Annotated in this window: 12 protein-coding genes and 1 tRNA gene; 10 read left to right on the forward strand and 3 right to left on the reverse strand. The window is 43.3% G+C overall.

All coding sequences use genetic code 11. The annotated features are described in order from the left end of the window. From ecpA to OGY33_RS10185, 10 genes are all read left to right on the forward strand, one after another. Window positions 1-588: a common pilus major fimbrillin subunit EcpA gene (gene ecpA, locus OGY33_RS10140; RefSeq protein ID WP_003830835.1), complete on the forward strand. Its 588-nt coding sequence runs from the start codon at window positions 1-3 to the stop codon at window positions 586-588. Window positions 589-640: 52 nt separating this feature from the next. After that, entirely contained in the window at window positions 641-1,318 is a 678-nt protein-coding gene (locus OGY33_RS10145; RefSeq protein ID WP_149607819.1) for an EcpB family pilus assembly chaperone, read from the forward strand. 58 nt (window positions 1,319-1,376) lie between these two features. Next, window positions 1,377-3,869, forward strand: coding sequence for a CS1-pili formation C-terminal domain-containing protein (locus tag OGY33_RS10150; RefSeq protein WP_149607818.1), 2,493 nt, complete (start codon window positions 1,377-1,379; stop codon window positions 3,867-3,869). A 10-nt stretch (window positions 3,870-3,879) separates the two neighbouring features. After that, a complete protein-coding gene (locus OGY33_RS10155) occupies window positions 3,880-5,487 on the forward strand; it encodes a fimbrial adhesin EcpD family protein (RefSeq protein ID WP_191238840.1) in 1,608 nt (535 codons plus the stop codon). Continuing rightward, window positions 5,484-6,179, forward strand: a complete 696-nt coding sequence (locus OGY33_RS10160; RefSeq protein ID WP_149607816.1) for a fimbrial biogenesis chaperone — start codon at window positions 5,484-5,486, stop codon at window positions 6,177-6,179. The genes OGY33_RS10155 and OGY33_RS10160 overlap by 4 nt, the downstream gene beginning before the upstream one ends. A 517-nt stretch (window positions 6,180-6,696) precedes the next feature. Continuing rightward, the gene (locus OGY33_RS10165) at window positions 6,697-8,145 is read left to right on the forward strand and encodes an EAL domain-containing protein (protein WP_191238839.1); all 1,449 of its coding nucleotides are present in this window, start codon (window positions 6,697-6,699) and stop codon (window positions 8,143-8,145) included. A 265-nt stretch (window positions 8,146-8,410) separates the two neighbouring features. Then, the gene (locus OGY33_RS10170; protein ID WP_191238838.1) at window positions 8,411-8,875 is read left to right on the forward strand and encodes a methyltransferase family protein; all 465 of its coding nucleotides are present in this window, start codon (window positions 8,411-8,413) and stop codon (window positions 8,873-8,875) included. A gap of 165 nt (window positions 8,876-9,040) precedes the next feature. Then, window positions 9,041-9,116, forward strand: a tRNA-Thr gene (locus OGY33_RS10175). Between the two features lie 163 nt (window positions 9,117-9,279). Next, the gene (locus OGY33_RS10180) at window positions 9,280-10,452 is read left to right on the forward strand and encodes a tyrosine-type recombinase/integrase (RefSeq protein ID WP_149607813.1); all 1,173 of its coding nucleotides are present in this window, start codon (window positions 9,280-9,282) and stop codon (window positions 10,450-10,452) included. Window position 10,453: 1 nt separating this feature from the next. Beyond that, entirely contained in the window at window positions 10,454-12,862 is a 2,409-nt protein-coding gene (locus OGY33_RS10185; RefSeq protein WP_149607812.1) for an SIR2 family protein, read from the forward strand. 210 nt (window positions 12,863-13,072) lie between these two features. Here OGY33_RS10185 and OGY33_RS10190 read toward each other — a convergent pair whose 3' ends face one another. The 3 genes from OGY33_RS10190 to OGY33_RS10200 all read right to left on the reverse strand — a co-directional run bounded on the left by OGY33_RS10190 (window position 13,073) and on the right by OGY33_RS10200 (window position 15,033). Continuing rightward, window positions 13,073-13,429 carry a phage polarity suppression protein gene (locus OGY33_RS10190; protein ID WP_149607811.1) on the reverse strand — a complete coding sequence of 119 codons (357 nt, stop codon included), beginning with the start codon at window positions 13,427-13,429 and terminating at the stop codon, window positions 13,073-13,075. Between the two features lie 16 nt (window positions 13,430-13,445). Continuing rightward, window positions 13,446-13,691, reverse strand: coding sequence for an ogr/Delta-like zinc finger family protein (locus tag OGY33_RS10195; protein WP_149607810.1), 246 nt, complete (start codon window positions 13,689-13,691; stop codon window positions 13,446-13,448). A 160-nt stretch (window positions 13,692-13,851) separates the two neighbouring features. Next, on the reverse strand, window positions 13,852-15,033 hold the full coding sequence (locus OGY33_RS10200) for a MalY/PatB family protein (protein WP_048236037.1): 1,182 nt from the start codon (window positions 15,031-15,033) through the stop codon (window positions 13,852-13,854). Window positions 15,034-15,041 lie beyond the last annotated feature (8 nt).

The following is a 15,041-nucleotide window of genomic DNA, read 5'->3' on the forward strand; positions in this document are numbered from 1 at the left end:
ATGAAAAAATTATTATTAGTGACCTCTCTGGCGTCTGTATTTGTTGCGGCAAATGCAATGGCAGATGTCACTGCTTCTGCAACGGCCTCGTGGGACGCGACGGCAACAAAAGATACCACCAGCATGTTGGTCGTCACTCCGCTGAACTCTTTGACTTTCCAGTATGCGGAAGGTCTGAATGGCTTCAACTCCCAGGATGGCGCGTTTGATGTGACTATTCAGGGCCAGGAAACGGCAACTGATTTTGAACTGACCGCTCAGATTATTAGCAATACTCTGACCAACGCCAGTGGTGATGCGTCTACCCTGAACGTAGGGGTGGCATGGAATGGCACCGCGTTGACTAATTCATCAGATACTGTCCTGGTAAATTCCAGCTCGACTTCTGGTCTTGAAAGCCTGATGGCTGATGGCGCTTACAACGGTGCTGACCGCGTCAGCGATCAATCCAACTTCAAATTCACCATTGCGTCTGCGACTTCTGATGGTAGCACACCGGTAACGGATTACTCTGCACTGCCAGACGGCTATTGGACTGGGGATGTAAAAGTACAGTTCAATGCAACCTGGACGACTCCGTCCGCCTAAGAAATAAAAGTTCGGGAGGAGAATTTCTCCCGAATTTATCAGGAATGGTGTCATGAATAAATATTTACCGGCGGCAATGTTGGTAGGGTTGGTAATATCTTTTTCCAGCTGGGCAATTAACGTCGGTGATATCACGTCGATAATGACTTCTACTGAGAGTTCATTATCGAAAGAAATCACTAATACGACAGATTCGGCTCGTTATGTCAGCGTATCGGTAAAACAACTGTCATCACCCTTAGCGGGCGGAGTCGAAATAAAACCCGTTAATTCCGGGGAATTACTCTCTACGCCTGCCAATCTAATTCTGCCTGGTCAGGCAAAGGATGTTTTTCGCTTCTTTTATAAAGGGCCAATTGATGATATCGAGCGTTATTATCGTCTGCAATGGATAGATGAGCCGGTCACCGAGAGCGCGGAAACCAGGGCCAATAAATTGGCTGTTGCGACAGCGTCAGCAGAAATTGGCACGATTTTGGTCGTTGCGCCGCGAAAAGAGCGTTTTGAATATAACCGTAATGGTGATGTTATTAGCAATACTGGCAATGTTTCATTTCGAGTAATCGCCTATGGAGCTTGCAAAGATAATGCTCGCGATCAGGGGCGGGGCTGTCGTGAACGTTATTACATTATGCCAGGTACAAAAATAAAACTGCAGTTCACCGACATTAGTAATAGCCGCTCACGCATCGGTATCTGGCACGGTAAGCAGTTTATTACAGTGAAGTGATGGTCAATAGCAGCCATCTGTACGGGAAAAATAAAAATACCGGATTGTAAGGATGCATATGACAACAACATATATTGTTGGCGGTAGCATTTGTCTTTTTCTTGCGCTGACACCAGGAACTTCACATGCAGCCCCAGTAAAAGTGGGTAATTACGTTATTCCCAGCGCTTTCGCCCGTTCACTGGAGCAGGGAATGACGGTGCCGGTTTATATCCGTTACAACGAGACTGATGAGAAAAGTCAGCAAAAAATTGCCGATGCGGTGATTTCGCTTGTTGATGGCAATATTACAGTTAAAGCACTGACTCTTGCTGAATTGCCCAATAATGCTGTGTTATCCGAGAAAACCCGCGCGTTAGTGGAAAAAATCCGTGATGTAAAGTTTCACGATAATACGAATATTGAACTGTCAGATGATGCTCGACTGCAACTTAATGTCTCATCATTTCACCTGGAGATGATTGTCAGCAAAGATGCGTTAACTGAAGCGATTGTCGCGCGCAGTAGCTTGCTTGGGCCTTCCAGCGTTGAAACTCTGTCTAACGTCCTGAACTACAACTTTGGTACCTACTACAACGATTACCGAAATGGCAGCAGTACCCGCAGCTATCTGACGATGGACAATACAACATCGCTGCGGGAGCACCACATTAATGTTAACGGTTCGTTTTACGGTATCGGTGACAGCAATGGTACCAGTAAACTTTATCGTGCGATGTATGAGCGCGATTATGAAGGGTATCGACTGGCGCTGGGGATGCTTGATACATGGAATGTCCAGTCTATTGCCAGCCTGAATGCGCTGAATGGTGGGAAAATTTACGGTGTGAGCTACGGGAACAATGGAAGTACGGTTGTTGAGAATACCGCGCTTTCACTCACGCCGATTACCGTATTTTTGCCAGCCGCTGGTGAGGTTCATGTCTTCCGCGATGGACGTTTGCTCAGCGTGCAGAACTTTAATATGGGCAGCTATGAAATTGATACCAGTCGCTTTCCGTATGGTGTTTACGACGTCACGGTAGATATCGTGGTCAATGGGCGGACAATTAATAGTCGTGTCAGCCGGGTTAATAAGATCTTTGCTCGCCAACAAGCTGCCGGAGTTCATCAGCTCTCATGGCAGTTTTTTGGTGGTTCGCTGGATTATGATCGGGTGAGCTATAAGCGTAACCACTATCAGGATTTGGGTAGTGAGCAGACCTGGATTGCCGGGGGGGCCGCATCGGTGACGCTGGCGATATTGTCGGGGCTGGGCCTGAAATCAACGATCTACGGTTTTGACAACAATGCGGTTAATGAAACGGATGTCACGCTGAATGTGAATGAATACGTCAGTATTGGCAATCAGATGTTGGTAGCGAACGATTCATCATGGCGAAACATCAGTAACATTAATCTCAATGTCCCTGAGGGATATGGTTCCCTTTGGGCATCTCGTGAAGACAGTAAAATTGGCGATCGCTTGCCTATGCAGGAGCGTGATAACTATTCCATTGGCGGAACTCTTAACCTCGGAAAGTTTATTCCTCATGGTGGTTCACTCACTGTTAGTCAGACGGAGAATCGTTACTCAGGCAATAAATACCGTAATCTGGATTACAACACGACTCTTTATTCTGGAAGGTATGCCACGATTGGGTTACGTGCAGGAATTCAGCGTTATTACTACAACAACCGAAATGACGATGGGCGACAGGAACGTTATGTCAGCCTGGACTTATCGTTGCCGTTGGCGACCTGGTTGAGCATGGGCGTCTCCCGAGATCGCTATGGCAGCACCCAGGGTAATCTCAGTGCACGAAAACAGTATGCTGAAGGGCCGATTAAATCGGTCGGATTATCGGCATCAACGCGTCTGAGTGGTGAACAGTATTACGACAATAATTATTCGGTAAACGGCAATCTAAGTTATGACACGAAATATAACGCTGGCACCGTATCGGTAACACGTTCTGCTGACAACTCCACCAATATGAACTTCTCTTCCCAAGGTTCTCTGGCATGGGCAGGTAAAGACTTCGGTCTGAGTAAAGAGAGGCAGCGTTCTGGCGTTATCGTAAAAACAGATTTGACCGGCGAGGGGAAACTGGCTGCGAAGATTAATAACCGCAATTATCGTCTCAGCGGTAAATCAAACTTCATTGCACTGCCGCCCTATGCTCAGTACAAGCTGGAAATCCTCAATGATAAAAACTCTGAGGACAGCTTCGATATTGTTTCAGGACGCAAACAGGAGCTGACGCTATATCCGGGTAACGTGGGAGTTATCAACCCTGAAGTGAAAAGCATGGTCACCGTATTCGGTCGCATTCGTTATCCCGATGGACAGTTGGCTGCAAATACCGATATTCATAACCACATCGGTAAAACACGTACGGATGCAAAAGGTGAGTTTGCCATCGATATTGATAAAAAGTATCCGGTTATTACGTTAATTTCTGCCAATGGCAGGATATGTGAAGCCGATCTGGATCTGGAAAAAGCACGCGGCGCGGCGTGGGTTGGCGATGTGAAATGTGCAACGCAAACCACGATGGCACAACGATAAGGTATTAATAATGAATAAATCTCTTTCCCTTATTCTCGGCTGTGTCTTTGCCGCGTTATCTCCATCCGCCTGGGCGCTCTCGGCTTCCACTCAGGCGGCGGTCAACAACAACTATTTGTTTATAGAAAACAATGTTGATAACGAATACTTTATTACCCCGTCCTCTCTCGATCCTCGCATTAGTGGGTCGAACACCTGGGTAAAATATGGAAACGACCAGGATAGCCTGGGATATATGGGTATCGTTGGTTGGGTAGCCAATACCTCATATTATAAAGATATGTGGATTGATAATTCGCCAATCAGTGAACCATTTCGGGGTATTCGTTGCACCACTGGTGCTAATTGCCCTGCATCTGGCTATATTGCTGCCGAGCTAACCGATCAATTTGGTTTTTATCACACCAAAGCAACCGGATCCGGAATCGCCGGTGGATACTATGGTTTTGCATCGCTGACAGACTCGGCGTATGAATACTTCCGCAATATGTCGGTCGGAAGCGCAGAGACATATAACCTTAATTTTTGTCGAACCACGATTGATTATGATTATGCGGCTGGGCAACGTTGTAAAGACCAGAGCAGCGGTAATTGGTATATCAGACCTTATACATTAAATAAAATAGGTCATTTATCTTTGGTTTCTACCAATGCATTTCAGGAGTTATGGGTTGCCAGTGATGGCACCCCGAGCATCACTAAAGACAGTGGTTATTGTGAGCTGGGTGTGGTCAGTCGTGAAGATGGTGTTATCTGTAAGATGATTTCATATAATTTAAATCAAACCAGCAATCTGACGGCTTCACTACGTATTCGTATGTACGCGGATAGCGGTTTGCTCGGTTTTACGCCTGCGGCTGCCACAATAAAATATTCTGGTGATGGTCAAACCTGGACTAACTTTAGCTCGACGTCGGTTTATTATAATATTTTTAGTAATAGTGGTGAGTATGTCTATGTTTTTCTGTCGAAAACATTCCTGAAAAATATGGTGGATCGTGGCGTCAGTATCACCAACAGCCAACCATTTACATTTGCTTTTACAAATAGCGTGACGCCAGAGTCGGGGTATTACCAGTTTACGCCTTCGCTACAGCTCAATATTGTGCCAAAGGAATATGGGATCAGTATTATCTCATCGGATAACAGCACCTCGGCAAGCGGCAGCGGCACAATTGGCGAGACCGCTCCGATTGAGATGGATTACACCGTGACGGTCTCGGGGCCTCGTCAGGCTGATAGCATTACCGCACAAGTTATTGGGGAAAGTACGACGATAAACAATGTGCCTTATTGCCTGTTCACTTCTACGCAAGGTGGGTTATCTGTCCCAATTCCCGCCTTTCTTCAGTACAACAGTCAGTCGGGTGGTGTGGTACAGAAACGAAATAGCTGTAGTGAAGCGGCGATCAGCATGAGAGATGCGCAATGGCAACAGACGCCCTGGGACGCAAATAATACAGATGATGGAACCTACTTTGCGACTGATTTAAAATTGCTTTTCCCAATGAATGATTCGCGTTCGATGTTGACCGTTTCCGGTGCGGATTGGGAAGGTGTTGTCAGTGCCAGCGGAGAGATAAAAGTGACGGCTAATTGGGTGGGAGTGACGCCATGAGCCACTGTCGTTTGGCGCTAAGATGGATATTGGTCTTGCTTTCCGGGCTAACGGTGTTCTCCGCTCACGCCGTCTACCTGGAGTCGACTATTTATGAGATGCCATCGGATAAATCATTTATCAGTAAACGAATCTATAACGATAGCCAGAAACAGAACGTGTACAGTATTAGTGCAGTTAAAATAGATAAACCGGGACCGGGAGGTGAAAACAGAAGTGCTATTGCCGAAGGCGAACTTTTGTTTACTCCGCTCCGTTTTTCACTGGCACCGCAGGCAAGTGAGTTTTTTAAGATTTTCTATCGTGGCCCGCAGGATGATAAAGAACGCTATTACCGAATACTGTTTCGTGAAATGCCGATAACGCTGTTTACCGAGCGTAATCAAGGGAAAGGCGGACAGGCTCTCCCGGTGATCGCTATGGATACCATATTGGTCGTTCGTCCGAGGAAAATGAACCTGGCCTACACCATTGATGAGATAAACGGGACGTTGAAAAACACAGGGAATACTTTTTTCAAAATTATCGTACACCAGGGGTGTCACTCAACTGATGATGAAGCCACCATGCGTTATGTGTTACCGGGGGAAACCTGGCATAGTAGTGAGTTGAAAACAAAAAACCGGAAATTTATCGTAGCGTTGCAGAAATACTTACCCGTGGGTCAGGGTTGCTCAAAAATTAATCATTAGAGGTGTTGGGTCTGAACCAATATGCCCTGATTATATATTGAACCTATACTGTCACTCGCTATAGAAAATGTAGAAATAAATTTAGAGTCGATGAAACAATATGTCGTGCATATTGCCGGAAATGTTTATGAATACAAGATCTACGACATCCTCTCTTAGTTTGTCGGTCAGCATAAACTACGGTAATATGTTATTCTGTTGGTCATTGTAGTTATATGTTTTGTAAATTTTGTATTTATAACTTTTTGTTTTGTAATGAAGTGAAAGTGAGTAAAGGGATTTGTACTGATTAAGAAATGGAGTTTTTTCTTTTTCAATTTTTAAATGGAATTTACGGTGTGATGAGAATACTCATATGGATAACTGTGATTATAAATTCTGAATTTACGTGATATGGCTTATGGATAAAGTTATATCACGAATCGCCTTATGATTATTGGAGGTCGAAGGTGTTGTATATTCTCTCGTGAATAGAGCGAGGGACCTGCTATGCCATAAATTTAAGTTGGTGATAACTATGAATACGAAAAAAATTTTTCTGCTCAGTTATGATACTTTCCTTTTTTCAGGAATAAAAGCATGGTTACCAAATCTGGTATTGATCGATGCACGGACATTTATTTCTGGCACGCAGTCAGTTATGTCGCAATATCCGTCCTGCTTGCTGGTGATCGATAACCGGTTGCCATTATTATTGGTCAAAAAATGGCTTCAGAGAAACAGTACACAGTTCATCAACATACACTGTATTGTTCTGCGGATGTGCGAAACCCTGCCTGTTAATCGGGGATATGAAGACTATTCCTTTATCAATGGGGGTGAATTGTCGGAGCAGTTGATCGCTCAATTAAAAGAGAGTCTATTGGCACCTAACAAAGATGTGGAAGTCAATAAAGATTCACCGATGTTTACTTTTAACTTGACTGAATTTGAAGAAGAAATGCTGTATTCATCATTCACAAAAGAAAAACTGCATGATTTCTGTATTGCTAATTCGCTAACAATTAAGTCAGTGTATCGATATCGGGATAAAATTACTGCTCGCCTCGGCTTTTCCAATTTTAATGAAACTGTTATCTTTTTAACCCGAAATAATTTATTAAATGAAAGCTCTATAATCAATAATAATGTGAATGGGGATGCAGTTTACACTGACGCATATGATGTTTCGGATACTAGTAGACTGAGTATGGCAATAAGGAATGAGGAGATCATTCCTTATTTTCAGCCCATCGTGAATATCAGGGGCGACGTTTGTGGTGTTGAGGTATTGGCTCGTTGGCCACAGGGACATAACTATGCTATTTCTCAGCGAGAGTTTATTCCATTGGCTGAAAAAAGTGGCTTAATCAATGAGTTAACTAGCTATTTAATGACCGCTGTTGCGCGCAATCTGGTCTCTGGAGGCGCAAGCATTAATAAAACTCTGTTCGTTTCTTTTAATGTCAGTCCGTCAGGTTTAAATAATCCCGTATTCTATTGGGAATGCCTTAATTTTATGGAGATAACGCAAGGTCTGCCGATAAAATTGATGATAGAGATAACAGAGAACCAAACGTTCACGATCACTCCTGCAATCAAAGAACTTATTCGTTCGTTACGAAATAAAGGTGTGTTGTTTGCTTTGGATGATTTTGGTACTGGATACGCTAATCTCTGCTATCTCAATGAGTTGGACCTGGATGTAATCAAAATTGATAAAAGCTTCATTAAGGAAATTAAAGAGGTTGATCAATATATCCCTATGCTCGAGTCAATTACTCACCTTTCAGGACTTCTGGGGTTACGTACGGTGGCCGAGGGCGTTGAAAATGACTATCAGCAACAATGGCTGGGAAAAAATAATGTTGACTATCTGCAGGGGTATCAGTTTCTACCGCCAGTGACATTTAATGATTTTATCCGGTATTACCAGCAGTCTGTAGATTTGTTTGAATCAGCGTCGGATTCACCTTTATCTACGTAATTCATTTTTGACACGGTTTTTACATATGAAGGGTAAAACCTTTAAACGAGTATGTGCTCTGAGCTGACATGGCCTGCAGCATGATTTTTTCCTGAACACCAGGGGCAGACGCCTCTGGTATTGGCGTCTTTGCATCGCTGCCTGTCTGTCTGGTTAAGTAAAAAGTCCTACAGTGAAGTATGCACCGTTTGTTTATGTATCTTAAACGGGGTATTTATAGTGATATCAGCGTTAATCAAACAGGTACTGAGGGTAGCCCGTAGCCATGCGTCCTTTCCTGACAAAATTAAGAGTCTGGCTTCCACCACCACTCATCCTGGTATTATTCCTCATCGCGGATGCGTTGACGGCGATCCCGCGTTTCACATTTGGCGCGGTGACTATCGTAATAAGTGCATTGTTGGCTAGCGTCAGTCTGGCGATGATACTGCATACCGCGTGGCAGATGCGGAAGAAACGTACGACGCTAAACCCACTGCATGCAGAGAAATCGACCACACTTATTACTGGCGGATGTTATGCCTGGAGCCGCAATCCAATCTATCTTGGAATGAGTGGACTCCAGTTAGCTTTTTCTCTCTACGTCGGTAGCCTGATTGGAATATTGGCTGCACCGCTGTTTATACTGGTGGTTGCCAGATTACATATTGATTTTGAAGAGGAACAACTGCGAAAACATTTCGGGCCGGAATGGATACGCTATGAGCAGCGTGTTCGCCGCTGGTTATAGAATACCCTTGCCGCGTACAAGGAAGCCTGTGACGACACGATTCGTGCGTTATTGAAACCGGATGATGCAAAATTAGGCGTTTGATTCGCAAGGCCATTGACGCATCGCCCGGTTAGTTTTAACCTTCTACCCCGTGTTCACATTCGTGGGCATGTCCTTATCAGGGCCGATATAGCTCAGTTGGTAGAGCAGCGCATTCGTAATGCGAAGGTCGTAGGTTCGACTCCTATTATCGGCACCATTTCAACTTCCCCAAACGTCCGTATCCATCCATAAGTACCCTGATTTATAACGATTTTACTGCTTTTTAGTCCATCATTTTCCGTAACCATCCGCTAGAATCCGATACAGAATGTGTATAGGATTGTGTATATGTTCCTGTTCGGTCTTGGATTCCTATACACATGCCTTTAAACGATATGCAGATTCGCCGCGCTAAGCCTGAAGATAAACCTTATACGCTTGGGGACGGGCAAGGCTTGTCATTGCTTATAGAACCTAATGGAAGCAAGAGCTGGCGGTTCCGTTATCGCTATGCCGGTAAACCTAAGATGATCTCGCTTGGCGTTTACCCAACGATCACCCTTGCCGATGCTCGTTCTCGTCGTGATGAAGCTCGAAAACTTGTGGCAGAAGGAAAGAATCCGAGCGAAGTTCGAAAAGAGCAAAAGTTGGCTCTGCAAATAGAGTCAGAGAACGCCTTCGAAAACATAGCCAGAGAGTGGCACCAACTTAAATCTGCTAAATGGTCGACAGGTTATGCATTAGACATCATGGAAGCGTTTAAGAACGACATTTTCCCTTATGTCGGAACAAGGCCAGTGGGAGAGATTAAACCGCTAGAGCTGCTGAACGTACTGCGTAAAATTGAGAAACGTGGTGCGTTGGAGAAAATGCGCAAAGTGCGGCAGCGTTGTTCCGAAGTGTTTCGTTACGCAATTGCAACGGGTAGGGCGGAGTACAATCCTGCGGCTGATCTCTCCAGCGCTCTCGAAGTACACCAATCCAATCATTTCCCATTCCTAAAAGCTGATGAGATACCTGATTTTCTGCGCGCCTTAGAGGGGTACTCCGGGAGTAAACTTGTCCAGATTGCAACGAAATTACTGATGATAACGGGCGTGAGAACCATCGAATTACGCGCGGCATTATGGCAAGAATTTGATCTTGATAACGCTATTTGGGAAATTCCAGCAGAAAGGATGAAAATGCGTAGGGCACACCTTGTACCACTATCGACTCAAGCGTTAGATTTACTCAATGAACTCAAGATCATGACAGGGAACTATCGTTATGTTTTTCCTGGGCGGAACGATCCGAACAAGCCTATGAGTGAGGCTAGTATAAATCGTGTTATCAAATGTATAGGTTATGCTGGGCGATTAACCGGGCATGGGTTTAGGCATACCTTATCAACAATTTTACACGAGAAGGGCTTTGAGTCGGCTTGGATAGAAACCCAGCTTGCTCACATTGATAAAAACATGATTAGAGGTACGTATAATCATGCTCAATATCTTTCTCAAAGACGTAATATGATGGAATGGTACTCTAATACTATTGTAAACAGGACTTAATATGGAACTTGATCAAATTTATTATGATGCTTTAAAGGGAAACTGTTTTCTCTTCTTAGGGGCGGGGTTTAGTTATGAAGCAAAGAATGCTGCTGGCGAAAGATTTCCAAGTGCAGATAAATTAGCTACACAACTCCAAGATAAATTAGATTATGATGAGGAACGTCCTCAACTTAAACAGGCCTCTGAAGATTATATCGATGAGTTTGGTAAAGAGGCTCTTTTTAAAATAATATCTGATACATTTAGAGTTAAATCGACAAATGTTGATTATTCAGTACTAACTAAAATGAGGTGGCGGAGATTTTATACCACAAACTATGATGATCTAATTGAGCAAACTTTTAGGGAAAAAAAAGTAAATATTCATTCATTGTTAATAAACGATGAGCCATCTCTAATGATTCCTGGAGAAATATCCTGCATTCATTTGAATGGTTTCGTAGAAAAGATGGAGTTAAGTAAGTTTGATAGTGAATTTAAGTTAACTGAAACTAGTTATTTGACACAAATGTTTACTAACAGTAAATGGAAGACTGTTTTCAACGCAGATTTAAGAGAGTGTGATCGTGTATTTTTTATAGGTTATTCTTTGTACGATCTTGACATTGAGAAGATTCTAGTTGAAAACCCAGATATTAACCGTAAATGTGTTTTCATAACAGAAGAAAAACCGTCTTTGAGCCTTCATAAAAAATTAAGTAAATATGGAAGTGTATTGAAGATAGGAGTAGCTGGTTTTTTAAATGGGTTAAAAAATTCAATAGATGTATTAGGAGTTGTAACGTCAGAATTTAGATATGAAAATGTCCATCGTTATGATTCCGTTATACCAGACTCTAGTGTTACAACAAAAGATATTATTTCTCTTTTCTTGTATGGTAGTGAGAAACAATCAGCTATAAAAGATTCTATATTATCTGGCAACTCAAATTATTATATCTTCAGAAGAAAAATAAAAGATTTAGATCATGATCTAAAACGACACTCATGTGTAGTTGTCCACTCAAAATTAGCAAACGGCAAATCTATGTTTTGCTTAGGAGCTATAGAGTACCTGACGTCTCTCGGATACACAGTATTCTCATTGAATAATAGTAAGGATATAACATCTGCCGAGATAGAGAATTTAAAGAAAGAAAAAAAACCTGTTTTGATTATTGAAAACTATCATCGATACATTCCATCTCTTCAGTTACTCGGTGCAATGAATACCGATAATATCAAAATCATTCTTACTTGCAGGACTGAGCTGCAAGAGATATATGTTGAAAATTTAGATGATCTCGGATGGTCTAGTTTCGAATTGGATGTTAATTATTTGACCAAAGAAGAGCTTACTGCAATAATTAATATCATGGGGTCAAATGGCCTTTTTGGTGAACGTTCAAATTTGAATGAAAAACAGAAGCTTGATTATCTAACTAAAAATTGCCGCAGAGAAATGTCTCTTATTTTAGCAGATATTTTAAAAGCGCCGCAAATTACTGAAAGGATTAATGAGTTATTAAGTAAAGTGCGAAAGGATAGTGAACTTGAAGAATGTTTGCTTGCTTGCTCTATAGCCTCATATTTAGGTTACGAGTTCGATAGTATAGATATCCAAACTCTAACTTCTGCCAGGGGAATAGATAAAGTTAAGTATTTAAAGGATGAAACAACATCTCAAATACTAGAAAAAAACTCACAAGGATTAGTTGTTTTAAAAAACCCAGTTTTAGCTAAGCATATTCTAGCAGCTAAGGTGGAGACCAATTCAAATGAATTCTTGAAGTTTTTAGTTGAATTCTACGGGAAATTAAATCAATACTCTTCTTATGAAAGAAAGTATTATGACTTAATGAAAGATATTAATGTTTTTTCAAATCAGCTAAAGTTATTTGGAGAAAAGAATTGCTTCATTATCAATGATTTTTATGATAGGGTGCGATTATATTCTGATAATAGCAGAAATCATCATTTCTGGTTGCAATTTGCAATAGCAAAACTTTCAATCAAAGAATACGATGATGCTAAGACATACATTAAAACAACTATTTCCTTAGCAAAGGATCGTCGTTACAATTTTGATTGGGTAAACTGTCAGTACGCACGCTTAGTTATTGAAACCGCTCATCTTGTTGATAATACAAAAGAAATTATTGAAAGATTAAAGTTTGCATCTAGTTTGATTATAAATCAAAACAATAGGCATTATCCATTCCGGGTTGCTTGCAGTTTTGTATATTATGCAAGAGATAATCAGGCCACAATTGATCTTGAAACGAAGAAAGCTATTGCAGAGATATTAAGGCAGTTTGATGCAAAATACTTTAAAACGATTTCTCAACTTAGGAATAAAGAACACCCAGTTATGGCCAATTTTAAATCTACAATAGGACAGTTTTTTAAAAATAATCCTAATCTTTAAATATATAGGAGGTGGCGCAATGCTCTCCCCGCCACGCCTGCCCGCTTAAGGAACCGCTTTTAATGCAGGTGCAAAGGTGGCCTCAGGCCGCGCCGCGACTGGCGCAGGCAGAGGGGCAGGGGAGGGAAAACGCATGCAAAACCATGCACCTTATGGATGCATGGCTTATTTCGTTAAAAATAGCGGGATTTGCGGGGATTTTTTGACAGGCTACTGCGCGGCCAGTCCGGCGCGTCGGCGGGTGTAAATCATGCTCTGTGCCGGGGTGAATTTTTCACGATTATCATCCCGTGAAGGCGCGTCAGGCCTGTATCCAATGGTCGTTAAAATATCGCTGTCCTGTGCAGAATAATTAATGTCATTTCCTGCGGTCAGCCAGATGGAAAGGGCTTCACGGAGATATGCCATCGAACGGTCAAGCGCACGGTTTTTTATCATCGCGGGCTGGTTCTTAATCCCAATCAGTTCTGGTGCCAGTGCGGCGGCCAATTCAGCTTTACGGTTCAGCCACGCAGTTTTGTTTGTCTGACAGGCCTCAAACGCCTGCTCTAAGGTCAGAGTGGTCACGGGTTGTCTCTCCTGATTAGTGGCGGAATGGTGAGCTGTAACAGCCTTTCACCTGACGTGGAGCGGCGGGTGCTGTCGGCGCCGGCGCGGGTTTCTCATCGACGACCAACGAGCGTACCACTTCAAAGATGGACTCATGCGTTTTGAATGTCGCCGAGCAGTGCACATTCTGGCACTGCAGATAACTCTCTTTGACGCTGTCAGACATATAGCGGCTGGTGCGAACGTGGGCCGCCGTGCGGCAGAAAGGGCAGCGCATCATGACAATAACCCCCGTGCTTTTGAGCCCCTTTAAAACAGCACCACGTTCTCCGTATCGCCATTCTTGGTTGGTAGTTCAGAGGCCGTTAATCAGGCCTCGTCGAAATGGCTGATAATATCGAGCGGCCCTGCGCCAGGGCCGATTCGTTTACTGAGCAGATTCAACAGGATGTAAATGCAATACGCTTCAATCCCTCTACCGCTTTTTCGAGGTAGGCGCGTGGACATCCCATGTTCAGGCGGATAAAACCTTTTCCAGCAGGACCAAAGCCATTTCCCATTGAAGGCGCAATACCGGCAACATCAAGCATTACCCATTTGAGCTGCTCATCATCCAGTCCAAGCGCTTTGCAATCTATCCACAGTAGATACGTTGCCTGGGAAGGAACAACCCGAGCCCATGGGAGATATTCATCAATTTGTTGAATAAACCAGCGTCGATTTTCAGCCAGATAGCCAAGTAACTCGTCTAACCATGGCGCACCATGTTGCCATGCAGCCGTACTCGCCTCGACGGATAGCGCATTGAATACATCAAGTCCATGCGCATCCAGACGGCGTAAAAAGTGTTCACGCAATGCCGGTGCCGGTATCAGAAAATTAGCAATACGCAATGTCGACAAACCAAACGTTTTACTGGCTGAAGTGGCTGAAATTACACGCGAATGCCAGCGTTCTCCCAGATGCAGAACTGAAGTAAATTGTTCTCCAGGAAGCAATAAATCTGCCCATATCTCATCAGACAGCAACGTCACATCATAGGTCTCGCATAGCGTAAGTAGCTGTTCCAGCTCCTGTGCAGACCAACAACGACCGGTTGGGTTATGCGGATTACATAAAATCATTAATGGTGGACGTTCAGTCCGGAATAACATTTCCAGGTGGGCAAAATCCATTTGATAACCGGTAGCCGGGTCCTCATACAACGGATTTTCCAGCAGCTGTCTGCCGTTCAGAGAGATAATTTTAGCGAATGAGCCATAATAAGGTCCCTGAACGACCACGCCTTCACCGGGTTGACTCAGCATTTGTACGAGTAGCGATAATCCCGGGACAACACCTTCAATACTGCAGATCCACTCTTGCTTGATTTCCAGCTGATGCCGGGTTGAGAACCATGAAATTAATGAATCAAAGTAGCTTTGTGGTCGTTCGCTGTAACCAAAAATACCGTGCCCGACGCGATGAGTTAAAGCTTCCTGAACAGCGGGCGGGCAAGTAAAGTCAAAATCAGACACCCACATTGGCAACAGTTGATGTGTATCCTCGCCGAAATATCGCGCCATAAAGTCCCATTTCAGCGAGGCGGTATCGTGACGATCGATAATCTTATTAAAATCCATTACATGCT

The sequence above is a fragment of the Citrobacter sp. Cpo032 genome, assembly GCF_030332975.1.
Classification (GTDB): Bacteria; Pseudomonadota; Gammaproteobacteria; order Enterobacterales; family Enterobacteriaceae; genus Citrobacter; species Citrobacter portucalensis.